Source organism: Echinicola sp. 20G (assembly GCF_015533855.1).
GTDB lineage: Bacteria > Bacteroidota > Bacteroidia > Cytophagales > Cyclobacteriaceae > Echinicola.
Map to the genome: position 1 here is coordinate 3,754,500 of NZ_AP024154.1, position 26,442 is coordinate 3,780,941.

At 39.9% G+C, this 26,442-nt stretch carries 16 protein-coding genes; 13 read left to right on the plus strand and 3 right to left on the minus strand.

The genetic code is table 11. The features are described from left to right. Nucleotides 1–30: 30 nt before the first annotated feature. The 4 genes from JL001_RS15420 to JL001_RS15435 all read left to right on the plus strand — a co-directional run bounded on the left by JL001_RS15420 (nucleotide 31) and on the right by JL001_RS15435 (nucleotide 7,158). On the plus strand, nucleotides 31–2,370 hold the full coding sequence (locus JL001_RS15420; protein WP_200977618.1) for a glycoside hydrolase family 2 TIM barrel-domain containing protein: 2,340 nt from the start codon (nucleotides 31–33) through the stop codon (nucleotides 2,368–2,370). Between the two features lie 673 nt (nucleotides 2,371–3,043). Beyond that, complete coding sequence (locus tag JL001_RS15425; protein ID WP_200977620.1) at nucleotides 3,044–4,201, plus strand: MFS transporter; 1,158 nt, start codon at nucleotides 3,044–3,046, stop codon at nucleotides 4,199–4,201. A gap of 73 nt (nucleotides 4,202–4,274) precedes the next feature. Continuing rightward, the gene (locus JL001_RS15430; RefSeq protein ID WP_200977622.1) at nucleotides 4,275–5,237 is read left to right on the plus strand and encodes an aldo/keto reductase; all 963 of its coding nucleotides are present in this window, start codon (nucleotides 4,275–4,277) and stop codon (nucleotides 5,235–5,237) included. A gap of 274 nt (nucleotides 5,238–5,511) precedes the next feature. Next, on the plus strand, nucleotides 5,512–7,158 hold the full coding sequence (locus JL001_RS15435; RefSeq protein ID WP_200977624.1) for a glycoside hydrolase family protein: 1,647 nt from the start codon (nucleotides 5,512–5,514) through the stop codon (nucleotides 7,156–7,158). Nucleotides 7,159–7,216: 58 nt separating this feature from the next. Here JL001_RS15435 and JL001_RS15440 read toward each other — a convergent pair whose 3' ends face one another. After that, on the minus strand, nucleotides 7,217–7,474 hold the full coding sequence (locus JL001_RS15440) for a hypothetical protein (RefSeq protein ID WP_200977626.1): 258 nt from the start codon (nucleotides 7,472–7,474) through the stop codon (nucleotides 7,217–7,219). A gap of 514 nt (nucleotides 7,475–7,988) precedes the next feature. Here JL001_RS15440 and JL001_RS15445 point away from each other — a divergent pair. The 4 genes from JL001_RS15445 to JL001_RS15455 all read left to right on the plus strand — a co-directional run bounded on the left by JL001_RS15445 (nucleotide 7,989) and on the right by JL001_RS15455 (nucleotide 12,470). Next, nucleotides 7,989–10,262: a family 20 glycosylhydrolase gene (locus tag JL001_RS15445; RefSeq protein WP_200977628.1), complete on the plus strand. Its 2,274-nt coding sequence runs from the start codon at nucleotides 7,989–7,991 to the stop codon at nucleotides 10,260–10,262. A 124-nt stretch (nucleotides 10,263–10,386) separates the two neighbouring features. Continuing rightward, on the plus strand, nucleotides 10,387–11,886 hold the full coding sequence (locus JL001_RS15450; RefSeq protein ID WP_200977630.1) for a sulfatase: 1,500 nt from the start codon (nucleotides 10,387–10,389) through the stop codon (nucleotides 11,884–11,886). A gap of 19 nt (nucleotides 11,887–11,905) precedes the next feature. Then, nucleotides 11,906–12,031 (plus strand): hypothetical protein, encoded by a 126-nt coding sequence (locus tag JL001_RS23240; protein ID WP_255545458.1) that lies wholly within the window; start codon nucleotides 11,906–11,908, stop codon nucleotides 12,029–12,031. Continuing rightward, nucleotides 12,021–12,470: a molybdenum cofactor biosynthesis protein MoaE gene (locus JL001_RS15455; protein WP_200977632.1), complete on the plus strand. Its 450-nt coding sequence runs from the start codon at nucleotides 12,021–12,023 to the stop codon at nucleotides 12,468–12,470. The genes JL001_RS23240 and JL001_RS15455 overlap by 11 nt, the downstream gene beginning before the upstream one ends. 70 nt (nucleotides 12,471–12,540) lie before the next feature. On the opposite strand, the gene JL001_RS15460 is transcribed toward JL001_RS15455, so the two are convergent. Together JL001_RS15460 and JL001_RS15465 are read right to left on the minus strand one after the other, a co-directional pair. Continuing rightward, entirely contained in the window at nucleotides 12,541–14,796 is a 2,256-nt protein-coding gene (locus JL001_RS15460) for a molybdopterin cofactor-binding domain-containing protein (protein WP_200977634.1), read from the minus strand. A gap of 11 nt (nucleotides 14,797–14,807) precedes the next feature. Beyond that, nucleotides 14,808–15,266: a (2Fe-2S)-binding protein gene (locus JL001_RS15465; RefSeq protein WP_200977636.1), complete on the minus strand. Its 459-nt coding sequence runs from the start codon at nucleotides 15,264–15,266 to the stop codon at nucleotides 14,808–14,810. Nucleotides 15,267–15,898: 632 nt separating this feature from the next. Here JL001_RS15465 and JL001_RS15470 point away from each other — a divergent pair. From JL001_RS15470 to JL001_RS15490, 5 genes are all read left to right on the plus strand, one after another. Beyond that, nucleotides 15,899–18,940: a TonB-dependent receptor gene (locus JL001_RS15470; RefSeq protein WP_200977638.1), complete on the plus strand. Its 3,042-nt coding sequence runs from the start codon at nucleotides 15,899–15,901 to the stop codon at nucleotides 18,938–18,940. 83 nt (nucleotides 18,941–19,023) lie between these two features. Then, nucleotides 19,024–20,550, plus strand: a complete 1,527-nt coding sequence (locus JL001_RS15475; RefSeq protein ID WP_236252838.1) for a RagB/SusD family nutrient uptake outer membrane protein — start codon at nucleotides 19,024–19,026, stop codon at nucleotides 20,548–20,550. Between the two features lie 460 nt (nucleotides 20,551–21,010). Beyond that, entirely contained in the window at nucleotides 21,011–22,264 is a 1,254-nt protein-coding gene (locus tag JL001_RS15480; RefSeq protein WP_236252839.1) for a YdcF family protein, read from the plus strand. A gap of 5 nt (nucleotides 22,265–22,269) precedes the next feature. Further along, nucleotides 22,270–23,142: a hypothetical protein gene (locus JL001_RS15485; RefSeq protein WP_200977642.1), complete on the plus strand. Its 873-nt coding sequence runs from the start codon at nucleotides 22,270–22,272 to the stop codon at nucleotides 23,140–23,142. Between the two features lie 36 nt (nucleotides 23,143–23,178). Beyond that, entirely contained in the window at nucleotides 23,179–26,442 is a 3,264-nt protein-coding gene (locus tag JL001_RS15490; RefSeq protein ID WP_200977644.1) for a TonB-dependent receptor, read from the plus strand.

Genomic DNA, 26,442 nt, shown 5'->3' on the forward strand with positions numbered 1-26,442 from the left:
GGGCTGATGCTTTTGTGCATAAGCCATCAGATGTTTGGACAGGAACAGGGCAAAGCGCTATTTATTGAGCATTGGCAATTTGTCAAAGCTGATGAAATTACTTCTTTGGAAGACCTAAGATCAACAGAAAACCTTGATTGGAGAGCCATAACTTTACCGCATGATTGGTCAGTGGAAGGCCCGTTTAGTGCTGAATGGGCAAGTGGTACAGGTTTTTTACCTGGAGGCGTAGGTTGGTACAAAAAGCAGTTCGATCTTGAAGATTGGGACAACTCCAAAGAATATCAACTGTATTTTGATGGTGTTTATAAGAACAGTGAAGTATGGATCAATGGACATTATTTGGGAAAGCGTCCCAATGGGTTTATTGCATTTTATTATGAAATAGGAAAATACCTCAAAGCAGAAAAAAATGAGGTGATTGTAAAGGTAGATCATCGTCAATATGCTGATTCCAGATATTATACTGGTTCGGGGATTTACAGAAATGTATACTTGATCACCAAAGAACCAGTACATTTCAAAACTTGGGGAGTTTTCTTTAGTACTCCTGAGGTCAATAATGATCAAGCACTGGCGAAAGTAGAGGTTGACATCAAAAATTCTTTCGAGAACACCTCAAATGTAAGCATCAAAGCCCGTTTGTTAAATGGTTCCAGTGTAGTGGCAAATAGTGAATTAGCCGCTTTTGTGCCTTCAGAAGGTGAAAACCATGAAACCTTGTATATGTCAGTGGAGCAACCCAACTTATGGTCACCAGACTCTCCTCAGTTATACCAACTTGAAGTAAGTTTGTGGGCTGATGGCAAACAAGTGGATAGTTATATTGATCAGGTAGGTTTTAGAAGCATTCGTTTTGATGCCAATGAAGGTTTTTTTCTAAACGGGGAAAACATGCTGATCAAGGGAGTTTGTATTCACCACGATGCTGGATCCTTTGGAGCTGCTGTTCCCAAAGCGGTGTGGGCAAAGCGCTTGGAAACGTTAAAGGATTTGGGATGTAATGCCATTAGGATGAGCCATTATCCACATCAGGATTATTTGTACGACTTATGTGATGAAATGGGCTTCTTGGTTCAGGATGAAGCTTTTGATGAATGGGAGAGAGGAAAGAACAAGTGGATTGAAGGTTGGAATGTAGGAACGCCTGGCAATGATGGTTCCTATGATGCTTTTGCGGAGTGGGGGCACCAAGACGTTAAAGATATGGTCCTTCGCTCAAGAAACCATCCTTCCATATTTATGTGGAGTATTGGCAATGAGATAGATTACCCGAATGACCCTTACAGCCACCCAGTATTGGATGAGGGTAGAAATCCCCAAATCTATGGAAGAGGTTATCAGAAAGGTAATCCAGCTGCGGCTCAACTGGGGCCATTGGCAGAAGGTTTAGTGGCCGCTGTTAAATCAGTAGATACATCCCGTCCTGTAACTGCAGCATTGGCAGGGGTGACGATGTCCAATCACACCAGTTATCCTGAGGCTTTAGACATTGTAGGGTATAATTATCAAGAATATCGGTACCAGGAAGATCACGAAGCCTATCCAGATAGGGTGATTTATGGAAGTGAAAATGGGGATGCACTGGAAGCTTGGCGGGCAGTTACTGAAAACAAACATATTGCCTCACAGTTTTTGTGGACAGCCTTTGACTTTTTAGGAGAGGCGAGGCCCTGGCCTGTCAGAAGTAGCGGGGCTGGCATTATTGATATGGCAGGCTATCCCAAGCCAGACTTCTATTTTAGAAAGAGTCTCTGGAACGATACTCCAATGGTTTATATCGGTGTTACCAATAGTGAAGAGAATGTCAATCGTAGAAGAATCCAAGATACTTGGATTGGTGAGAAAGGGGAAGAGAAGTGGGTGGCCGTTTACGCCAATGTGGAAGAAGTAGAACTGATGCTAAACGATCGGTCATTGGGTAAAAAGAAAATCAATTACTCTTCCGAATCCATGCCCGGTTGGTCTGTTCCTTTTGAGGAAGGAACTCTGAAAGCAATAGCTTATAATGATGATAAGCAAGTAGCTTCTTATGAGCTAAGCAGTCCTGGGAAGATCGATCATATTGAAGCTACCATTAGTGAGGAATTAAAAGCTGATGAAAACGGTGTGATTCACTTGGATATAGAACTTAAAGATAAAGCAGGTAACAGAATCGTTGCTGATGACAGGGAGATTCAAATAGACCTTGATGGACAGTTGAAATTACTTGGTTTGGAAAGTGGTGATTTGAGTAGTCACGAGGATTATCAGAGCAAGCGCAGAAAAACTTACCACGGAAGATTAAGAGCATATGTGAGGATAGATGGCGAAGGAGAAATTAAAATCAGCACAAAAGGGCTTAAATCAATTAAGTTAAAAATGAAATAATTGTAAAATGGGTTTATTTTATCCAAAGGCTTCCTGGTGTCAGGAAGCCTTTTTTAGTACATATAATTTGTCGATATAGTTATTTAATCCAATCAAGCTCATAACGTATAATTCAATACTCATATACCCCCTTATTTTTAAGTTGGAAGGTATATAAAACTCATTTAGAATCACTTCAAAACCTTGTTGGAAAGAGTGATCTGCAAAAACAAGGATGGCAGTTTCTTTATGGTTTCAGTCAACTAGGTGTTCAAGGCTTGTATTAGCTGGATTTAACTTTTCAAATAAGGGAACATCAAGCTGATCTTTTGCTTCATTTTTGATAGAACAGAAGGATAACAAAGTCAAAAATAGGAACGGAATTACCCAAAACCAGTTGTTTTTAATCTGCATATACGCAGCTTTTGGCTGGTTCATTAAAAAGCTTTTTGATGTAAGTAACTTTTACACACTACATGGGATCCTTGCTGAAATTTTACTAGGCTTAATAAAAATAATAGACGATTGATGTCCATTGTTACTACGGTTGAGATATAAAATATACCTAAATAATATGGGAGACCGAATTTTATTGAGTAAAAAATCGTTTGACTAAAAAGATTTAGCAAATATCAATTAAGTAAATCTACGCAATACAGGTTGCTAAGGAATGATCAGGACAAACTAATTAAAATTGGAAAGTAAGCTAAGCAAGGGACTATTGCTTTTAATGGCAATTACAACAGGAATGGTTGTAGCGAACAACTACTACAACCAACCTCTATTAGGGGAAATGGCAAGGGAGTTTGGAGTGTCTCAGTCAATGATTAGCAGTGTGCCCATGCTCACTCAAATTGGGTATGCGATAGGACTACTTTTGATAGTTCCTTTAGGAGACATGTTCAAAAGGAAAAAACTAATCTTGACAGATTTCTTTTTCATCATTGCAGCAATGTTGGCCGCTGCTTGGTCAACTTCGCCATTTGTCTTAAAAGTCTCCAGTTTTTTCATTGGCTTAACTTCTGTAATTCCCCAGGTGATGGTACCTATGGCGGCTCAGTTGGCCTCCGAAAAAGAACGAGGAAAAGCGATAGGAACAGTGATGACGGGAATGTTTATTGGTATACTTGGGTCAAGAACACTTAGCGGTGTGATAGGAGAATATTGGGGATGGCGTACGGTATTTTTTATGGGAGCAGGCTTGATGGGAGTATTATGGGCGCTTTTGAAGTGGAAACTTCCAGAGATTTCTCCTGATTTTAAAGGGACCTATAAACAATTGCTTCAGTCAATTTTGGAACAGTTTAAATCCAAACCTAAACTGAGAATTTCAGCACTTCGGGGAGGTTTGGACTTTGCATGCTTTAGTATTTTTTGGACAACTTTGGTATTTCTATTAGAAAGTCCAGCATTTGATATGGGGAGTGAGGAAGCTGGTGAATTTGGTTTTGTAGGCATTGCAGGTGCAGCAATGGCTTCAGTGGTGGGTAGGCTTGCTGATCGCGGTAATAAAAATAGCATAATTACAGTAGCCATTTTGATCATTATGGCCTCTTGGGGCGTCTTAGGTCTGTCTTCGAATAATATTTTAGGGTTGGTCATAGGGGCTTTATTTTTGGATTTGGGAATTCAATCGGTCCATATCACTAACCAGACTATTATTTTTGAAGGTAACCCTCCGGAGCGGAATCGAATCAATACAGTCTATATGGTGATGTATTTTACAGGAGGAGCTTTGGGCACATTTATCGCAGGTCTAGTTTGGCATTATTTCCAGTGGCGAGGGGTGGCCATAGCTGGTTTTAGCTTTGCCTTTTTAACCTTAATAGCCCATCTAGTTTGGAAGGATTAAACCTAAAAGCAGTTCGGCCTTTAGTGTAATTAAGAAAATAGAAAACTAATTATAAATCTTTATAAAACTCATAATGGAAAAGATCAAAATAGGAAAAACTGATTTAGAAGTAGCAAAAATTAACTTGGGAGGTAATGTGTTCGGGTGGACATTGGATGAAAAGCAGTCATTTGAAATTCTGGATGAATTTTCGGAAAATGGATTTAACTTTATTGATACAGCAGACATGTATTCGTATTGGGTGGATGGGAAAGGTGGTGGACAATCGGAAACTATTCTTGGAAAATGGATGAAATCCAGAAATAGCAGAGAGCGGGTAATCATGGCTACCAAAGTAGGAGGAGAGACTGGCTTGCATCCTGTAGATACGAGTAAGAAACATATTCTTGAAGCAGTAGATTCTTCTTTGAAGCGTTTGCAAACAGATTATATCGATTTATACTACACCCATTTTGATGATGAGAAAACACCAGTAGAAGAGACGCTGTCTGCTTACGATGAAATCATCAAAGCCGGAAAGGTGAGGTATATAGCAGCTTCCAATTTGTCTCCAAAGCGACTTGAAGCATCCTTTGAGGCTTCCAAAAAGTATGGGCTACCACAGTATCAAGCATTACAACCTCACTATAACTTGGTGGAGCGGGAAAATTATGAGACTAAGTATGCTTCTTTAGTAGAAAAATATGACCTGACAGTTTTTCCTTACTGGTCATTGGCCGCGGGGTTTTTAACTGGAAAATATCGGTCAAAAGAAGATCTCAATAAGAGTGTCAGAGGTGGTAGTGTCAAGCAATATCTAAACGATAAAGGATTGGCTGTGCTAAGTGCTTTAGATAAGGTATCAGAGAAACATTCCACTACCCCAGCTACAGTATCTCTGGCTTGGCTATTGGCTCAGCCAAATATAGGAGCTCCCATTGCCAGTGCTACTAGCGGAAAACAATTAGAAACTTTGTTTAAAGCCCCAGAAATAGCTTTGGATAATGATGACCTAAAAGTATTGGATGAGGCAAGTGCGGTATTTCGTGATTGTTAAGTAGCGAGTAGTCACTCCTTATCATTTGATTGTGTAGCGACTCATTTCACCATATTGATTTTATTATAAATTATAAAGGCGTAAATTTTCTAGAGAAAAAGTAAATATAATTTATCAATAGAATTTTTGTAAAATTTAAGGGAAAGGCAAGTTTTATACATAACTTGCCTTTCCCTTATTTTGATAATTAGGAAATGTTTTGACAGCCAATAGGTTCATAAAAGAAATACCATTGCTCAAGAGGCAGGAGTAATCTTTTTTTAAATATTATATCATGAAGTTTTTGTTTTGGTTTAAAGTGTTGTTTTTCAAGTTACTATCTCTAGTTATTTCATTGAATATAATGGCGCAGGTAACGGAGAGGAAACGACCTGAGCAGTGGGATGACTTAATTTTGGGTGGAAGATTTTTGGACCGCTTTGAGAAGATACCCCCTAATGGAGAATTAATAGATAGCACTTGGGGAGCTGCGAATGTTTTGCCTCGTTATGTGGAGAATGGAATTGAAGATCAGGAGTGGTCCTATTGGGGAGGAAACATTGTTTATGGAAAAGATCAAAAGTACCACATGTTTGTTTGCAGGTGGTCCGAGTCTTCTCCAAAAGGTCATATGGAATGGCCCAATTCAACAGTGGTACACGCGGTTTGTGACAATTCAGAAGGGCCTTTTGAGGTTATAGAAGAGATAGGAAAAGGACACAACCCAGAAATTTTTCAATTGCAGGATGGCAGGTATATCATTTATGTAATTGACGGCTATTATATTTCAGAAAATTTAGGTGGTCCATGGGAATATGGTCAGTTTGAGTTTGATCCCCGTGATCGGCCTATTATAGAGGGACTATCCAATTTGTCTTTTGCAAAACGTGAAGATGGCTCTTATTTGATGGTATGTAGAGGTGGTGGAATTTGGTTGAGTAAGGATGGACTTTCCTCTTATCAACAAGTGACAAATGAAAGGGTTTACCCTCCCGTGGATGGTCGCTTTGAGGACCCTGTAATTTGGAAAGACCATATTCAATACCATATGATTGTCAATGACTGGCTTGGGAGAATAGCTTTTTATTTGAGGTCTAAGGATGGGGTTCATTGGAAGACTGATCCGGGAGAAGCTTATCAGCCTGGAATAACTGTCTATAAAGATGGTGTGGAGGAAGATTGGTTTAAATATGAGCGATTAAAGATTTTTCAAGACGGATTAGGGAGGGCTATACAAGCCAATTTTGCTGTCATTGATACTTTAAAACACGAGGATAAACCTGATGACAATCACAGCTCCAAAAATATTGGAATTCCTCTGACTGTAGGAAGACAGATTGAGTTGTTGAATAAGAAAATCACAGAAAATACCCGTGAGATTTTAGTGATGGTAAAGGCTGAGCCAGGTTTTGATCCTAAAACTGATATGGACCTAAGTTCCTTGAGGTTTGGAGCATCTGAAGTAGTCAATTTTGGTGGTGGTAGTGTTTTGCTAGCTACCCAAGAAAGGGGAGATGATTTGATTTTGATTTTTGAGGCAGAGGGACATGCTTTCAATGAAGATAATTTTGCTGGAAAGCTATTGGGAAAAGATGCAGAGGGCAAGTTACTTTTTGGATATTCTAGATTGCCCTGGGTTAATTATTTGGAACCAATGTTATCATCAACCAGGCCTCGTCAAATTGATCAAGAAAATATATGGGAGATTGAAGTTATGAATTTTGGTCAAGTAAGTTCCGAGAAGACCAGTCTTAAATTTGAGGTAAGGATAGAAGATGAGTGGCAACTTTACGGAGATGCACAGGTAAGGACACTTAATCCTTTTGAAAAGGAAACCGTGATTATATTGGGCAACAATGGTAAGTCCATAAAATTGGGAGATACTTGTAGGGTGGTTATTAACAACAATACCATAAGTCACGAGCTATTTGTGCTGGATTAGGTTAGTAGGATGTTTTGAAGTATTGACTGTTTGTTTTAAAGCTAATTTGATAGGTAGATTACTGTTCCAAGCCAATATCGTTTAGATCGCAGAAGGATTTTATTCCCCTGTATTTTATCAGTATCTCTTCTAACTCTCCCTCAAATTGAATTTTTATATACTTATTATTGTCAATTGTAGGGATAGCGTTGATTGGGTTTTCTAATATGCTTGCATCAAAAGCTTCGCAAAGCTGTTTGATTTTATTCAATCGGGATTTAACTCCTTTATTCTTGAAATTACTTTTAATAGTCAGATTCAATTCCATTTCTTCCATAGCAGGCGAATAATTAAAAATTTACATTTTAACTACGTAATATAGTTGTTTAGTGTCTTAAAAACGTATTTCGTATTAAATATAGTTTAAAGCATCAAGCTATCCAAATGGTTTATTAAAAGACTTTTAAAAGGTGTATTATCAATGGTTAATTAAAAAATCAGGCTTATTTAAAGGTTTTTTTATTCTATTTTAATGCATAGCGGAATAGGGCTAAATTGCTCTTTCTATGTTAAACTTGAGACGTCTTTTTTCATTTTGTATTCTAAAAAAGGGAAAAATTGCTTATCCTCTATCTAGATAAAAAACTAATTTCTTTAAGAAGCTTAACTACTGATTCTAATAGAAATATTCAGTTAACGGAAAATGCTGTCAAAAATACTAGGTTAGGAAATTATTCGAGAGAACGAAAAACTATTATAAACTTGGAAGTTTTTAGTGCATTAAACCTATAATGAGACTTGTTAAGTTATTTTTCTGTATAAATTTGTTTCTTCACTCAACCCCAAGAATATTGAAGTATCTATTGAAATCAGTCTGGTTAATCTTTATCCTTTCTGCCTGTAGCAAACCGGATTCCATTGATTTTTCCATTGTTCCTTTCCCTAATGAATTAGAAGTAAAGGAGGGGCACTTTACATTAAATGCAAATACTCGGCTATTACTACAAGACCCTGAAGCATTTCCCGCTGAAATAGCATTTTTTCAATCGCTAATGAAAGAGGTCTTAGGCTCAGAGCTTTCTACAGAAAATGGTGAGACCATTATTGAAGTCCGGAAATCATCAGTGGATTCAAATCCTGAATCTTATCGGTTAGAAGTTCAATCTGATAAAATTATTCTGGAGGCTTCCCATGGTCAAGGTATTTTCTATGCAATGACCTCATTGAGACAACTACTTCCAGCTACGGCGGAAAATGAGAGTTTTTCTTCCCAACTTTTGATCCCAGCTTTGCAAATTAATGATTCTCCAAAATATGAATGGCGAGCGATGCATTTAGATGTATCTAGGCATTTTTTCTCTATAGATTATCTTCATCGTTATGTAGATTTACTTTCGTTATACAAATTAAATAAACTCCACCTTCACCTTACAGATGACCAGGGATGGAGAATGGAAATCAAACAATATCCTGCACTCACAGAGCAAGGTGCTTGGAGAACATTTAATAACCATGACTCTATTTGTATTGATCGTTCAAAAGAAGATGCACGTTATGAGTTAGACCCCAAGCATATTAAAATGCAAGGGGAAACACCTCTTTATGGAGGATATTATACTCAAGAAGAATTAAGAGAATTGGTGGACTATGCGCAGTCCAGACATGTAGAGATTGTTCCTGAAATAGACATGCCAGGTCATATGATGGCAGCCATTGCACTATACCCCGAACTTTCTTGTGGAGGAACGGCAGGTTGGGGAAGAGTTTTTTCTACTCCTCTTTGCCCGGTCAATGAGGAGGTATACACTTTTGTAGAAAATATTCTTACAGAAGTGATGGATGTTTTTCCCTCTAGATATATACATATTGGAGCAGATGAAGTAGATAAGAGTAAGTGGGAAGAATCCATTGCTTGTCAACAGTTTATGAGAGCTAATGGAATGGAAGATGTAGAAGAGTTGCAAGGTTATTTTGTAAGCAGGGTCAGTGAGTTTCTTATCCAGAATGGTAGACAGGTTGTGGTTTGGGATGAGGCGATTACAGGTGACCTTGATCCAAGTGTGTCCGTGATGTACTGGAGAGCTTGGGTGGCTTCCGTACCAGATAGAATTGTCAAGAAGGGAAATGATGTGATCTTGGCCCCTGGTGATCCTTTTTATTTGTCCAATCCTAAGTCCAAGCTATTTGATATTTATAATAAACAATTATTAGGTTCTAAATTTCCAACAGAGCTCAGGTACAAAATAAAAGGAATGCAGGCATGTCTTTGGACAGAAACAATTCCTTCTGAAGCACTTGCTGACGCATTGGTTTTTCCTGATGCATTGGCCCTGTCAGAAAGAGCATGGTCGTCCGAAAAAAATCAAAACTGGGATTCTTTTAAGTCTCGCTTGAAACTTCAGCTTCAAAGACTCAAGAGCATGGGGGTACAAATGGATTATGCGCCTTCCGCTGAGCTTTTGCCATTCTTAAATGTGGATCAGGAGTCAAAGCAAATTGGAATTAGGTTTGAGAGTGAAATGAGCGCACCGACTATTTATTATACCACGGATGGAACTACCCCGACAATCTATTCTAACTTATACAATGGCGAGTTTTATGTGCGGGAAAGTGCAAATGTAGCTGCTGCTATTTTTGAAGAGGATGAGCTTGTAGAGCCAGTCTTAAGAAGGCAGGTAGACTATCATAAGGCCATCGGAAAATCAGTAGAATACCTCAAACCTTGGAACACTGCCTATCCAGCTGGTGATGCAGGAAGCTTAACTGATGGGTACAGGGGTGGAAATTCTAATAGTGATGGATATTGGCAGGGTTTTACCAATGATGTGGATGTGGTGGTTGACATGGGAGAAGTAGCAGAATTGAACAGCTTCTCAGCAACTTTTATGCAACTAGTGGGGCCGGGAATCTTTATGCCAGGAGTAGTTGAAGTATCCATTTCATCAGATGGAAAAAATTTCTCGAAAGTTCTAGAAATACCGAATACAGTTCCAGAGAATAAAAAAGGATTGATCATGGAGAATTTTGCAGGTTCAATGGAAGGCGCAAAAGGCAGATTTATAAAGGTCATGGCCAAAAACTCTAATCATGGTTTCCTCTTTGTAGATGAATTGGTGATTTATTGATTTATCTGAGAAAATTTATAGTGTTATGGATTTGGAAAACAAGACTTTGATTTAACGTAAAATCAGGTCTTTTGGACAAATTTTACTTTTTTGAATTAACAATCAAATAATGTCATCAAAGGTTATGAAGTATAATAAGCTGTTATTGGTTTTGTTTCTATTTGTTGTTTTTGGGAACAAATTATGGGCTCAAAAGAAAGGAGGAGAGCAACTCAATATTGTGTTCTTTTTTGTGGATGACATGGGCTGGCAGGATACTTCTGTTCCGTTCTATAAGGAGAAAACCACTTTGAACAAGCAATATTACACGCCTAATATGGAGAAGTTGGCGCAGGAAGGCGTTAAGTTTACCCAAGCTTATGCTGCGGCTTTGTGTTCGCCTTCACGTGTGAGTCTGATGACAGGAATGAATCCTGCCAGACATAAGGTGACCAATTGGACATTAATTAAGGATAAGTCCCCTGATCCTATGCATGATGAAATTGAGCCTCCAAAATGGAATGTGAATGGCTTGAGTGCAACTGGAAAAGATAATGCTACAGTTTTCCATTCTACTTTAGCGCAAAAGCTTCACTCCGCAGGTTATACCACGATTCATGTGGGAAAGGCCCATTTTGGAGCAAAAGGAACTTCAGGAGAAAACCCCACCAATTTGGGTTTTGATGTCAATATTGCGGGGCACGCTGCCGGAGGGCCTGGCAGTTATTATGGAAAGTATAACTTTAGTGCGGATTGGAGAAGCCCTGGAAATCACACTTGGGATGTGCCTGGTTTGGAAAAATACCATGGACAGGATATTTTCCTTACGGAAGTGTTGACGATAGAAGCCAATAAAGCCATCGAAAAAGCAGTGGATTTAGGAAAGCCTTTTTACTTGTACATGTCCCACTATGCCATTCATGCGCCTTGGGAAAAAGATGAGAGGTTCTACCAAAAATATATCAATGCTGGATTAAGTGAATTTCAGGCTACTTATGCTTCCATGATAGAAGGAATGGATAAATCGTTGGGAGACATTCTCCAGCAACTAAAAAAATTAGGTATTGAAGAGAATACCATTATTGTTTTTATGTCCGATAATGGAAGTCCTAAACAAACGCCTCAAAACCTTCCCCTGCGTGGACACAAGATAACGCCTTATGAAGGAGGAATTAGGGTGCCTATGTTAGTGAAATGGCCTGGAGTCAGTGATTCCAATACGGCGGTTAATGATTATTTGATTGTGGAAGATATTTTTCCAACCTTCCTTGAAATAGCAGGTCTTTCTGAAAGTGAGATTGGAGAAACAGATGGAAAAAGCTTTGTGCCGCTTATAAAGGGAGAAGCAGAATCGAGGAAGAGACCTTTATTCTGGCATTTCCCCCATGTTTATGACGAACTACCTTATAGTGTTATCAGAAAAGGAGATTGGAAGCTTATTTATCACCATTTTGATCAAAGTTTTGAGCTGTTTAACATCACCGAAGATATCAGTGAGCGCAACAATTTATTCGAACAGGAGAAAGGAAAGGCCAAGCTTTTGGCTGCTGAATTAACGGCATTTCTCAAGGACAGCGAAGCACAGATGCCCAAGTTTAAAGCAAGTGGTAAAATTGCTCCTTACCCTTCCGAATGCTTTGATTGACCTTACAATTTATGATTTGATGTGTATTACTGTATCTTTGAGGCATCAGGTCTCCCAATGGCATATGGATGTGGTAAAGGAAATCAGAAACATCAACGGGAAGCTTGCTGATATTAATTCTAAATATTTGAGAAATGAAAGATAAGAAATCAGTCATCAAGGATGTTTTTGTGGAAGGACCTATCAGTCCAGAAAAAATCGCCAGTTCGATTGCCAGTCATGGTACCAAAACAAGTATTGGTGGTCATTCTATTTTTTTGGGACAGATAAGGGATGATGAAAAACCAGAAGGAAAAGTAGTTTCTATTGAATATACGGCTTATCGGGATATGGCTTTGGAAAAGGCTCGGGAAATAAGGGAGGACATTTTTGAAAAGTATGATTTGTCCTGTATGCATATTTACCATAGTTTGGGAAATATCAAGGTGGGAGAAATCTGTTTGTTTGTTTTCACCTCTTCTGCCCATAGAAAAGCGGCTATTGAGGCCTGCAATGAGCTGGTAGAAAGAATAAAGGCTGAGCTGCCCATTTGGGGCAAAGAAATACTGGATAGCGATGCTGAAGTCTGGAAGGTAAATCGGTAAGTATTGTTGGTATTAAAATAAAAAGCGCCCTTGAACTCCAGTGCTCAAGGGCGCTTTTCTTTTCAGAACTTTAACCTTTTGGCAGAATATTCTGCATAAATGGTTGATCATAAAACCGTTTACCTGTGGCTTTGTACAATGCATTGGCCACTGCAGCAAAGGTGGGAGGGAACAAGGGCTCTCCCAAACCGGTTGGGTCTATGTCATTCTTAACAAAATGAATGGAGATATTTTTAGGTGCTTCCCGCTGCCTGATCATTCTGTATTTGTCAAAATTACTCTTTTCAGGTATCCCATTGTTGAAGGATTGCTCTCCAAATAAGGCGTTGCCAATACCATCGACTATTCCTCCTTCTCCCATATTGGAAGCGGCATCTGGATTGATCACAATTCCGCAATCTACTGCCGCCACTACATTTGTGATTAATGGTTCATCATTTTTCATTTCCAAGTCCATGACTTCCGCAACATAAGTATTATGACAGAAGTAGGCCGCAACTCCTCTTTTAGCATTGGTTTGATTAGTGTCCCAGTTGGCTTTTTCTTTCACTAATTTTAATACACCGGCATATCTTTCTGGATCATAATCATTGTTTTCACCCACCGGGTTGGTTCTTGCCCTTTCCAGCAAATCCAAGCGAAACTCAATCGGGTCTTTGCCCATTTCTTCGGCCAGTTCATCTAGGAAAGACTGCTCAGCACTGGCCATAAAGTTGGATCTTGGAGCCCGGAAAGCACCAATGGTGATGTTGGAAGGAATTTCCCAGCCTTCTGCCAAGTAATTGTCAATGGCTCCCGCAGGAAAACGATTGGGATGGATAGGACTTTCTGGAATGCCACCTGCTTTGACATGGAAAGCCAAAAGGTTATTCTCCTCATCCAATGCCGCTCTATAAGTCGCCGAATAAGTAGGTCGGTAAATTCCATAAGTCATGTCATCTTCACGGCTATAAACCATTTTAACTGGTTTTTGAAGTTCCTGGGAAATTACAGCAGCTTCGACCAAATGGTGTCCATAAGCACGCTGGCCAAAACCTCCACCCATTCTGGCCAAGTTAATTTGGATGCTTTCTTTGGGAAGACCCAATCGGGCAGCCAATGTATTTCGGATCAGTTCAGGTGCCTGAATAGGGGCAATAAGAATTGCTTTTTCTGCGCTTACATCTGCAAAGCAGTTCACTGGTTCCATGCAATTATGTGCCAAGAATGGAGCAGAATAGCTTCTTTCTATAATGCTTGCGGCATTTTTAAAAGCTGATTCCGGATCACCGTCTTTTCTGAGGACATTGGCTTGTTTTTGGCCGTATTCTGCCATTTTTCCTCGGTGTCCTGAAGAGCTCTCCAGTCCACCGGGAATAGTAACGGTTTGTTTGCCACCTCCCCATCCTTGGATGATAACATCTTTATCTTCGGCATTTACCCACTCCACTTTGAGCGCCTTTTTCGCATTGAGTACCTCCCATGTGGTGTTGCCTGCAATGACTACTAGTTCTGTGAAAGTGGTGGTGTCGAAAGCATTTCTTTCATAATCATCTTTTAAGGTCTTTATGGTAAATACCTTATGGATGCCCGGCATGTCTTTGGCTTTGCTGTCATCAAAAGATTTTACTTTCATGCCAAAAGCAGGAGGGTGAACCGTCATGGCAACCAGCATCCCTTCTTGCTGATAGTCTAAGGTGAATAAGGGTTGGCCCGTTACTATTTTTAAACCATCCACATTCTTTTGGGATTTACCAATGATGGTAAAATCATCAATCTCCTTTAAAGGCACTTCCTCAGGAACCTCTAAAGTGGCTGCCAAAGAAGCCACTTCCCCATAGTTAGCTTTTTTGCCTGAAGCTGCATGCATGAGGAATCCTTCAGCAGTTGTGATTTCATTTTCAGGAACTTCCCAGCTTTGAGCAGCTGCTTTGACCAACATGGCTCTAGCCGTGGCACCAGCTGTTCTGAGAGGCTGCCAACCTCTTCTGATCCCCTGGCTTCCACCCGTAAACTGGCGATCATAGCGCTCTGGGTAAAAATCGGCTTGCTCCACAATTACATTTTTCCAATCCACATCCAGTTCGTCCGCCAAAATCATAGGCATGGATGTTTTTACATTGGAACCAAATTCTGGATTGGCAGAGACCAAAGTCACTACTCCATTTTCACCAATCTTTATATAATTATTCAGCTCAAACCATTCTTTGGGCATTTGGAGGGCTTCTTCTTCCACAGTAGGCTTGCATCCAGCCAGCCAACTAAAGCTCAGAACCATTCCTCCACCAGCTAATGCAGATACTTTTAGAAATGATCTTCTATTTAGGGTTGTTTTGATAAGAGTCATAATATGGTGGATTAGACGGTTTGCGAAGCTGTTTTGATGGCGGCTTTGATACGCAGGTAAGTGCCACAGCGGCAAAGGTTACCGTTCATGGCAGATTCTATTTCTTCATCAGAAGGAGCAGGGTTATTTTTCAGCAGGGCGGCCGCACTCATGATCTGTCCGGCCTGGCAGTAGCCACATTGGGGAACATCATGCGCCAGCCATGCTTTTTGAACAGCATGATCGCCTTTTTCAGATAAGCCCTCAATGGTCGTTACCTCACTGTCTCCAATGGCAGAAACTGGCATTTGACAGGAACGGATGGCATTGCCATCCAGGTGAACCGTACAGGCGCCACATTGGGCAATACCGCAGCCGTATTTTGTCCCAACAAGGTTTAAATGCTCCCTAAGCACCCATAACAAAGGTGTTTCGGGATCACAGTCTACTTCTTTTTTTGTTCCGTTGATTTTAAAACTAAGTTGTGTCATAGTTAAATGAAGTTGAGTTGAGATTTTAATCAAAAAATGTTGGAGATATTAATATACAAAAAACATGATAAGCTTTTATTTATCAGAAGGTTTTTGTGATAAGAGGTTTCCAGATGATTTTGAACGTATCTATTGACCTTAGGAATGTTAAGCCTATTAAGTTCACTTAAATGACCAAGGTAGGGCTACCTTGATTAGGCCGATTTTAAAACCTCAAATAATTATTCTGTTATTGGCTTCCATTTTTGAAACATTTAAGCAGTTAACTAATTAGGTAAAAGGATATAGCATTTGCTTTTAAATCTTATATCAAAGTGGCTATTGTTGCAAGAAGTTATTATTTTGAAGATTGTTAATTCCAGTTTTTTAGACTTAAAGTCAAATTTATTTTACCTGAATATCACCAAAGTATTGAATATTGTGAAGAAAGTTTAAGTAAAGAGAATTTCAAGGAGGAATGAGTTATGGCCTCTGTTTAGTAAATACATTGATCGAACAGGTTTATTTGATAAGGTGATCTATCCTTTTAAGGATTTGTCATGATCAATTTTATAGTAAATAGAAATTAAATCAAGGTCTGTTGTCCATGGGATTGCAGATCCATCTTTAAACTTTAACCCAAAATAACCGCTATGTACAATTCTACAACCAAGTTTTTACTTGTTGTGGCATTGCTGTTCTATGCTGGAGTAGCACTGTCACAAGAAATTACAGTCTCAGGTACAGTTACTGACGGAGAGTCGGGAGTGACCATTCCCGGGGTCAATGTCTTAGAACTGGCCACAAAAAATACTGCTAATGTCAATGGAACTGCTACTGATATAGATGGCAGGTTTGAAATTACCGTTCCTGCTGATGCTACTTTGAGTTTTAGCTATTTGGGCTATGCTGCTCAAAATGTAGCTGTCAATTCCAGAACAACTTTGAATGTGGTTCTCAATCCCGACCTGTCCAATTTGGAAGAAGTAGTCGTCATAGGTTATGGCCAGGTCAATAAAAAGGACCTGACAGGTTCGGTAAGTCAGGTAGAAGGAGCGCAGTTGGAAAATTTGCCTGCTGCCCGTGTGGACCAGACCCTACAAGGAAGGGCTGCTGGAGTGCAAGTTTCACAAATCAGTGGTGAACCAGGGGCAGCCCCTACCATCAGGATTCGAGGTGGAAACTCGATTCAAGGTAATAATGAGCCTCTTTGGGTAATTGATGGGATTATTGTTGGTACGGATTTTAACCTCAGTAATATCAATACCAATGATATTCAGTCCATTGACGTGTTGAAAGACGCGGTTGCCGTGTCCATTTATGGTACCAGAGGAGCAAATGGTGTCATTTTGGTAACCACCAAAAGCGGTGCAGGAGCTGGTGGCGGAACCAATGTTTCTGTAAACGCTTATTATGGCGTCCAATCGATGGTAACCAAAGTAGACTTTTTAGATGGTCCCCAACATGCGGATTATGCCAATGAAGATGCGGAGTTTAGACAATCCGCTTTGCCATTTGTAAACCTAGATGAGGTTCCCAATGTGGACTGGATTGATCAAGTCAGTCAAAATGGAGCTGTTCAAAACGTGGATGTATCTCTCTCTGGAAGTTCAGATAATAGAAAAGTCAATTATTACGTGTCTGCCAATTATTTTGACCAAGAAGGTTTGATCAGGGAGACAGGGATCAAGAAATACATTTTCAGAGCCAATATGGATAACCAGCTTTCAGATTTGGTAAAGGTGGGCTTTAGGTTGAATGTGTCCAGACTGAGAAATGAAAACAGTAAAATCAACTTTTCAGGCTTATACCTTTCCACGACTCCAACCCGAGCCATTTATGACGAAGATGGAAATTTCACCGCTCTTGATCCAATCACTGATGGTGTGACCAGGAACTTTGAAGCAGATCTTCAGATGCGCCAAAACCATAATCTGATCACCAACATTTTGGGTAACATTTACATTGAGTTGACCCCAATAAAGAACCTGACTTTCAAGACCACTATAAGTCCTGAAATCAACAATTTCAAACAAAATATTTTCAACCCAGGAGCATTGCCCAATAATTTCATTCTTCAAAATGGGGGAGATGCTGAGGTGAATACTTCATTGAGAATGGGCTATATCAATGAAAACACGGTAAACTACATCAAGGATTTTACCAATGGTAATCGATTGACCGCATTGGCAGGATTTACCATTCAGAAGACAGAGTTTGAATCCAGTGTAGCAAGGGCCTTTAGACTCTCTAATGATGTGACAGGGTTCAATAATATTGGCTTTGGATCAGACCCTACCCGAAATGAAGTAGGGTCGGGCTATGATGCTTTCCAGTTGGTGTCGTGGTTAGGAAGGGTAAACTACTCCATAAAGGATAAATACCTTTTTACCGCTGTAGGAAGGGTGGATGGTTCTTCTCGGTTTGCTCCGGAAAATAAATATGCCTTTTTCCCATCTGGAGCTTTTGCTTGGAGAATTGGTGATGAACCATTTATCAAGAACATGGGAGTATTTAGTGACTTGAAATTCAGGACCAGCTATGGTCTTTCAGGAAGCCAGGCCATTCCGTCTTATAGGACTTTAGCGATTCTCAATGCAGCGAATACTACATTCAATGGAATCGAACAACCTGGAGTGGTTTTAGGAAGACCGGAAAACCCTGAATTGAAGTGGGAAACTACACGACAGTTGGATATTGGTTTGGAAATGGGATTCATGGAAGGGCGCTTGACTTTGGAATTTGATTTTTATCAGAAGAACACCAAGGACTTACTGTTAAATGCCCAATTGCCAAGACAAACAGGTTTTGTTAGCAAGCTGCAGAATATCGGAAAAGTGCAGAACCGTGGCGTGGAATTTTTGGCCAATAGTATCAACATTGATAAGGAGAATTTCACCTGGTCCACAAATTTGACGGTTTCCCATAATAACAATAAAGTAGTTGACTTAGGAGGGGTAGACTTTATCAATTTGGCCACACCAGCCCAGCAAGGTGGGACAGGTGCCCGATTGATTGTGGGCGAAACTACACCAGTTTTTACGGGTGTTCGCTATTTAGGAACCTGGAAATCACAGGAAGAAATAGACGCAGCAGGCATCGGTGGTGACCATGATGTGGGAGGTCCAAGGTTTGAGGATACCAATGGCGATCAACAAATCACTGAAGACGATTTTATTGTCTTGGGTAGCCCGCAGCCTGACTTCTATTTTGGAATTGGTAACACTTTTACCATAGGAAACTTTAACCTTGATTTCTTTTTCCAAGGAACCTACGGTAATGAGGTTTTCAATAGTTTGACCCAAACAGCTCTTTTTGGTAGGTCTGAGACTACCAAGTATGCAGAAACATTGGATCGTTGGACTCCAGAAAACCCAACTTCCGACATTCCTCGTGCAGGATCTGTGGCTGCACTTTCTGAGGTTTACAACAATTCTGCAATGATTGAAGATGGGTCTCATATCAGGTTAAAAAGTTTGAGATTGGCCTATAATATCCCTATGGATAACACAAAACTCAAGGGCTTGACGGTCTATCTAACCGGTAACAATTTGTTTGTGCTTTCAAGCTTTAGGTTGAAGGATCCAGAAACCAGTCAATATGGTAGAAGCAGTGATAACCTGTCTATGGGTTTTTCACAGGGACAATATCCTACGTCCAGGACTGTAGCTATTGGCGCCAAAATCGATTTTTAATGCATGTTAAAAAATAACATTTCCGGATTTTGTTTGCTATTCAAGGCTTTAAAAACAGATCAGGAAACTTAAAGGATAAAAAAATGAAACATATCATAAGAAACAAAATAGCAGTTGTGATGGCGCTAGCGCTGCTCTTCAGCTGTGACAGCTTTTTGGAAGAAAAGCCCAAGGACATCGTTTCCCCGACTAATTTCTTTAATACTCCAGCGGAGTTTGAGCTGGCAATTGTGGGATTGTACAATATTTACAAGGATAACTCACTTCATGGAAAAGTGGGGTTGGACAGATATTATGAAAACGGTGCAGATGTGATTGGCCCCAATAGGGTGTTTGATCAGGTAGAGCCTACCCAGAATTATAGCTTGAGTGAAAGTAATATCAGTGCCATATCCCAAGGAGGCGGAGCACCCTTGACTTGGCAGAACCTTTATGCTATCATTCTGAATTCCAATACTATTTTGGAGCAATTGGACATCAATGAAACTTTGAGTGATGGAGAAAGGGACTATTTCAGAGGTCAGACCTTGTTTTTACGGTCATATGCTTATTATCATTTGACCAATCTTTGGGGAGATGTGCCTTATTACCGGGATAACCTTCCCATTTCTGAAATTCAGGTATTGCCCAGAACAGATGTGAACCAGATTAGGACGGATATATTGACCGACCTTCAAGTTGCTCAGGACCTCTTACCGGACGGCTATACGGGTAATGATTTAGGAAAGGCGAGTAAGTGGGTGGCAGCTACGGTGATGGTTAAGATTTATCTGATTCAGAAAAACTGGCAAGCAGCCAAAAACAAGGCGGAAGAGATCATCAACAGCTCACCGCATGATTTGCTGGATGATTATGCGGCTGTATTTGATCAGTTCAATGAATATAATATTGAAAATATCTGGGAAATAGATTTTGTGAAAGATGTACGGTCCTCTGACTGGGTGGATCATTTTACTCCTCGGATCCGTGACGAGCCTAAGGATCCAACTCAACAAAGTGCTTTAAGTACAGCATTGGGAAATAGAAGTGAGGGATTTACAGGCTATGGTTTGGCCATACCTTTGCCAGGTTATGTCAATGATTTTCCTGAAAATGACCTTAGAAGAAGTGCTAATATCATTACCAATTATTTGGGCTTTGAGTTGAACTTTCCTTATATGCCCAAGATGTGGAACCTGGATCAGATCAACTCACCCAGGGGGAACCATGGAGATAATAAGATTATCTTCAGAATGGCCGATGTATACCTGATGGCCGCTGAAGCTGAAAATGAACTCAATGGCCCAACGGCTTTGGCCTATCAATATATCAATAGGGTTAGAGAGAGAGCTTATGAGCCAGATATGCCTTATTCTGGTTTGACCCAAGAAAGTCTACGAGAAGCCATATATGATGAAAGAAGGTGGGAATTAGGCGGAGAAGGCCACAGAAGGATGGATTTGATCCGGTGGGGAATCTTGGAGGAAGTAGTAAAAAGCACGGAGTACAGGATTTGGAACCCTGCAGCCAATATCCAACCATACCATGTTCTTTTACCTATTCCTACTGAGGAATTTGTATTGAACCCAGCATTATTGGAGTCCGATCCTTCCAACAATGGCTATCGCTAGGTAAAAAGGAAATGCAGAAGTAATCGTATTACTTCTGCATTTCTTTTATCATAGGGTCATTAACTTTGTCTTCAATAAACAAGGGATAGCCAGTTGGGAGTCTAAAAAAAGTGCGTCCATTCATGTAACTTGATTTTTTATTAATATTCAGTCAAAAAACAATAGATAGTAACATTATGGTAAAATAGATCAAATATAGTCATTGAAAATACATGCCTATATAAGGCTTTAGGTTTTCCATTAATTTACAGGTGATTTTTGCTTCATTTAGTTTTTATTTGATTTTTGTCACATTAGAATATCATACTTTTTACTTGCTAAATAGGTCAAATGTATAACTGTATCGATTTAGTTTTTTTCTCAGTTTTAACCTTTGATGAATGTTTTTAAATATTAAAATAATAGTTTGATAATTCAATTTTAGGGTTCCTTGAGTGCTTCTTTGGCGTACTTTGTGGCCATGAAAACCACCTTCTTATTTCTATTTGTAAGTCTGATCAGCTTAACACTTTTGGCTCAGGAAGGGCCGATGCACCAGTACAATTATGTGGAGGGAACTTCCTATATCAAATCCAAGAATGTTTACTTACTGAACCTTATTGAAAACCTGTCAGATGTCAGGGCGGTTTTGGTAGAAGATGAAGTATTAAGAGATTTAGGAGAACATAAACGCCGTCAACTGGTCCAATCTTTAGAGGAATGCGGTAATGACGTATTATGCTATGCCAAGAATCAACCTTTTAGTGAGGCAGAAATTGATCAAGTAGCCAATCGACTTACTATGCTCTTTAGGAATCATGAAGCTATTCAACAAATGGTAGCAATGCATTTGATTCCCTCAGGAAAATACCAATTGCAAGCAGATGATGAAGCTGGTGTTTGGCTAGCGAATGCTTGGAAACAAGATGCCAACACCTTGAATCATATTATACATGTTTATGCCAAAGGAGGTAAACCGAACTACCCACGAATAGACTCCTTGGGAATGAATGTTTCTTCCTCTACTTATCTGGCCAATATTCAAGCCTTAGGTGAATTGGTGAAGGTGGAATCATCTAATTCCAAACTTTTTTTTAGTACGACTTTAAATTATGCCATGAGTGCTTTGGACATGGCAAGGATGGAACATGCTGGGCAGTTTGAACCCATGCATCTGACAGTAAATAAAGAGGCCTATTTGAAAGCCAAAAAAGTAAACTGGGATGAATTTGATTATCCTTTGATTTTAATCCCAGGTGCGGGAACAGATAATTATTTGGACAGTCTTAGTTCAGGAGGGGTCTTACGTTGTCGATTGGCTTTTGATGCTTTTAAGAAAGGAATGGCTCCTTTTATTCTTGTGTCCGGAGGATATGTTCACCCCTATAAAGTCCAACGTAATGAAGCCATGGAGATGAAAAAATATCTTCTGGCATTGGGTGTTCCTGAGTCAGCCATTTTGATGGATCCTCATGCCAGACACACCACGACAAATATGAGGAATACTGCTAGGATTATGTTTAGCTATGGTTTTCCTATGAATAGGCCCTCTATTACAGTAACCACTCCTTCACAGAGCAACTATATCTATGCAGAGAAAATGCAAAAGCGCTGTATGGATGAGTTGGGATACAGCCCTTACAAGAATGGAAAACGACTTTCTGCCACAACAGCTGAATTCTATCCATCAATTAAAGCACTTCAGATAGATGCTGATGAACCCCTTGATCCATAAAACTTATGAAAAAAAACATACTACTATTAGCCTCCCTATTTCTTTTGATAGGCTTAGTGCCCGATACAGGTGCACAGCAAATTGAAATAAAAAACACCATGACTCTGGACAGTCTGGGAGCAGCGCAGGGTATCACTTTTATCAATGGAGAATGCTTTGTTTACGGCGACCGGGAAATCGGTATGATGAGAAAGTATGTGTTTCATGATAGTTTGACATACACAGGAAATGAGTATCGGTTTACTTTGGATAAAATTGACTTGATCAACCATCCAACAGGAATAGCCTGGAATGGTCATGGACCAACCTTTATTGGTAATTCCATACGCTTAAATCCAGAAGGAACAAAATGGAAGGCAGTAATTTATGCAATTGACTGGGATGGTTTTCTTGAAAGCAAAACCCTTGACGGCAACCTTCTTACTACGATTGAGGACGATGCCTGCATTCAAGGAACACGTCCAGAATATGTTCAATATCAGGGTGAGTGGATGGTAGCTACTGCTGATTATGGCCCAGGTAAAAATGAAGTAAGACTTTATCATCCAGAAAATTTACTCAACTCTAAAAAGACCAGTGAAGCTGGCGTATTGGTCGGTAAATTCAATTGCTCCCCATGGGTTCAAAATTTACACTGGATGGCAGATGAAAAAATATTAGTACTCATCCAAAATCAAATTGAAGGTCGAAGGTGGCGATTTACATTTTTGGACTTTGAAGCTTCCATGAAGTTGGGAAGCGAAGTAGTCATCAAAACCATAGATATTGATAGAGCTGATGAGCTTGAGGGTTTTGCCCTTATGGGAAATCTAAAGCAAGGTGTGGCGGTTTCCTCATCTAGAAAAGACAATGCAGCCATTATAACCCTACACGATTAAAATATTTTAAATCTTTAACTATTTCAAAATCATCTGATGAACCGAATTATTACATTATGCTTAATGACCTTCTTCTCGCTGGGTAGTTTGTATGCCCAAGTGAATATAGAGGGTGTGATTACCGGCGACGAAGGAGTGCCTTTGGAGGGCGTTTCAGTAGTTGAAAAGGGAACAAACAATTGGGATATTTCTGATGCCTCTGGACGGTACAGTCTTAGTGTTGGGGAAAATGCAACTTTGGTATTTACCTTGTTGGGTTATGGTCCACGAGAATTATCCATTGAAGGTCGTTCCAATTTTGATGTGCAAATGGAATCCCAGGACCATAATTTGGACGAAGTTGTGGTGATTGGTTATCAAACACTGAGAAAATCAGACCTTACCGGAGCAGTGTCTAATGTCCAAGCAAAGGACCTGAACTTGAGCGCGCCAACTGTGGGTCAAGCTTTGACTGGTAAAATTGCCGGGGTGCAGGTATCCCAAGTGTCTGGAGCACCTTATGAAACTACTAAAGTGAGGGTAAGGGGAATAGGTTCAATCAATGCGAGCTCTGCACCCTTATATGTAATAGATGGATATCCTGCTGGCAATGATGTTTACATTAATCCTAATGACATTGAATCCATCGATGTTTTGAAGGACGCTGCTTCGGCAGCCATTTATGGTTCTAGGGCATCGGGAGGAGTGGTTTTAATTACCACCAAAAGAGGAAGTGAAGGAAAATCTAAAGTTGAGTTTGACTATCAGTCAGGAATCCAACAATTGGAAAAGAAAGTCGACCTATTGAACTCTACCCAATTTGTTGACTTACTGATTGATGCGAGAAATAACAATTACCGGAACCTTATTGAGAATTCCGGTCAAACATGGACCGATGCCATGTATTCAGATTCTAACGAAGTCAGGGTGGCTAATGTAGGCAATGCTGGCGGTGTAAGTATTCCTACCGAGTTTTATGATTTTGCCAACCAACAGGCAATCGCTCCGGAATACAATACCGATTGGCAGGATGTATTGTACAGAAATGCACATGCGCAGCGATATAACCTTTCCATAAGCGGTGGAAATAAAAAGTCACAATACTTTATAAGTGGAGGTTATCAACATCAACCTGGTATAATAGAAACTACCAAGCAGGATCGTCTTAACCTAAGGGTGAATGTGGATTCTGAAGTGAGTGATAAGTTTAGGGTCGGTGCCAATATGGCCTTTACCAATAATGATAACCGGGAGGTACAAGAAGGTCGTTTTCACCAAGGGCCTATCTTGGGAGCGTTGATTTATATGCCTATTTTTCCAGCTTATAATGAGGATGGTTCTTTGGCAAAAAACCAAGCAGCTTCGATGTCGTCTGCTTATGGCTTTCAAAGCATCGAAAACCCTCTGGCATTGGCCAGTGAAACCATCATTAGCAGAATGGGCCAAAGAGGAACTTATAATGTGCATGGGAGCTATGACCTTTTCGAAGGACTGACTTTCAAGGCCAATTTGGGCATGCAAAATTATTATGAGAAATATGAGTTTTACAAGCCAACCAGTTTAAGTAGTGGTGCCAACCCACCTTATTCTGAGCAAGCTAAAAATGCCGCTTATGCTACCGCACAAACCTTGAACAGGAGAGACAGGTTAGGCGAATTTACTTTTACCTATCTTCGAGATTTCAACAAGCACTCAATTAATGCTTTGGCTGGTTATACAGTACAAGCCACTGACACAGATGTAATCAGCGTAACCGCAAATGGCTTTGAGAATGATAATATCAAAGAAATTACTGGAAAAGGTGCTGATCCATCAAATTTCCAAATGAATAGTGGTACAGGAAAATCCCAAAACCGCTTACTGTCCTACCTAGCTAGGGTAGGATATAATTATGACAGCCGTTACTACTTAACAGCTTCTTTCAGAAGAGATGGATCGTCAAGATTCGGACCTTTGAACAGGTATGGTAATTTCCCCTCTGTATCTGCTGCTTGGAATATTTCCAATGAGGACTTTTATAATGATTGGTTAGGTGAAGGATCTTCTTTGAAGCTTAGGGGAAGCTGGGGTATTAGTGGTAATAATAACATAGGTAATTATAATTATCAGCAAGTAATTTCCAGTCCTTCGGGAGTGGTGTTTGGCAATGGTACCATTGCTTCTGCTGTTTGGCCAGAAAGTATGAGAGACCAATCGCTAGGCTGGGAATCCACTAGTCAGTTCAATTTCGGTATCGATACAGAATTATTGGGAGGAAAGTTGTTTGTGATAGCCAACGCATACCTCAGCCGATCTTATAATCTTTTGTTTAACCGACCTATATCAGCTATTTCAGGAACTACCTCTATTTTAACAAATATGCCTGATTCCAAGGTTGAAAATAAGGGGATAGATTTACAGGTAGACGCAGCTTTGGTATCGACACAGGACTTCAATCTTAATTTGAGTGGGAATTTTAACCTTAACCGTAATAAAGTTCTGGATTTGGGTGGAGCGAGCACCATTCTTTCTCGTGGTGCAGAAAGGTCTTATTTAACCCACATTACCACCACTGGACAGCCTATTGGTATGTTCTATGGTTTTAAAGTAGCCGGAATGGTTACAGAAAGTGATATGGAAGGTATAGCGGCGGATGATGCTGCCTATGATGCCGCTACTCAATCTTTCCCTGAGGGGTATCAGTTACAAGGCCCTCCACGTTCATTGGCTTCTAGTAACCCCTTAAGACCTGGTGATTTATATTTTGAAGATGTAAATGGCGACGGTGTGGTCAGTGATGATGATAAAGGTGTAATTGGTAGTCCATATCCAGACTTTACTTATGGTATGACACTATCTGGTAATTACAAAGCCATTGATTTCAGTATTGCCATGAATGGTTCTCAGGGAAATGAGGTTTTAGATGGTCAGGACTATTACCTGTTTAATATGGAAGCATCTGGAAACCAATATGCGGTAGTGGATGATCGCTTTAGGAGTGTAACTGATCCAGGAAATGGTTGGGTTTACAAAGCTTCCCGAGGAGGCACCCAAAGCAACAGTACTAGATTATCCACTTTTTATATTCAGGATGGTTCCTATTTGAGAATCACCAACATTACCGTAGGATACACCTTCAACGATATGGCAGTTTTACAAAGAATGAGGTTAGCAGGTTTACGCATATATGCTGGAGTAGATAATGTATTCACTTTCACGAACTATTTGGGTTATAATCCAGAGGTCGATTATAACGATGGCGCTAACCTGACACCTGGGGTAGATTATGGAAAATACCCTTTAATGAGATCTTATAACCTGGGTGTAAAACTTACCTTCTAA

What these genes read in the sequence shown, in the direction of transcription:
- JL001_RS15420 (WP_200977618.1), top strand. Translation starts at nt 31, where the DNA reads ATGTTTGGACAGGAACAGGGCAAAGCGCTATTTATTGAGCATTGGCAA.
- JL001_RS15430 (WP_200977622.1), top strand. Translation starts at nt 4,275, where the DNA reads ATGGAAAAGATCAAAATAGGAAAAACTGATTTAGAAGTAGCAAAAATT.
- JL001_RS15435 (WP_200977624.1), top strand. Translation starts at nt 5,512, where the DNA reads ATGAAGTTTTTGTTTTGGTTTAAAGTGTTGTTTTTCAAGTTACTATCT.
- JL001_RS15440 (WP_200977626.1), bottom strand. Translation starts at nt 7,474, where the DNA reads ATGGAAGAAATGGAATTGAATCTGACTATTAAAAGTAATTTCAAGAAT.
- JL001_RS15450 (WP_200977630.1), top strand. Translation starts at nt 10,387, where the DNA reads ATGAAGTATAATAAGCTGTTATTGGTTTTGTTTCTATTTGTTGTTTTT.
- JL001_RS23240 (WP_255545458.1), top strand. Translation starts at nt 11,906, where the DNA reads ATGTGTATTACTGTATCTTTGAGGCATCAGGTCTCCCAATGGCATATG.
- JL001_RS15455 (WP_200977632.1), top strand. Translation starts at nt 12,021, where the DNA reads ATGAAAGATAAGAAATCAGTCATCAAGGATGTTTTTGTGGAAGGACCT.
- JL001_RS15460 (WP_200977634.1), bottom strand. Translation starts at nt 14,796, where the DNA reads ATGACTCTTATCAAAACAACCCTAAATAGAAGATCATTTCTAAAAGTA.
- JL001_RS15465 (WP_200977636.1), bottom strand. Translation starts at nt 15,266, where the DNA reads ATGACACAACTTAGTTTTAAAATCAACGGAACAAAAAAAGAAGTAGAC.
- JL001_RS15470 (WP_200977638.1), top strand. Translation starts at nt 15,899, where the DNA reads ATGTACAATTCTACAACCAAGTTTTTACTTGTTGTGGCATTGCTGTTC.
- JL001_RS15475 (WP_236252838.1), top strand. Translation starts at nt 19,024, where the DNA reads ATGAAACATATCATAAGAAACAAAATAGCAGTTGTGATGGCGCTAGCG.
- JL001_RS15480 (WP_236252839.1), top strand. Translation starts at nt 21,011, where the DNA reads ATGAAAACCACCTTCTTATTTCTATTTGTAAGTCTGATCAGCTTAACA.
- JL001_RS15485 (WP_200977642.1), top strand. Translation starts at nt 22,270, where the DNA reads ATGAAAAAAAACATACTACTATTAGCCTCCCTATTTCTTTTGATAGGC.
- JL001_RS15490 (WP_200977644.1), top strand. Translation starts at nt 23,179, where the DNA reads ATGAACCGAATTATTACATTATGCTTAATGACCTTCTTCTCGCTGGGT.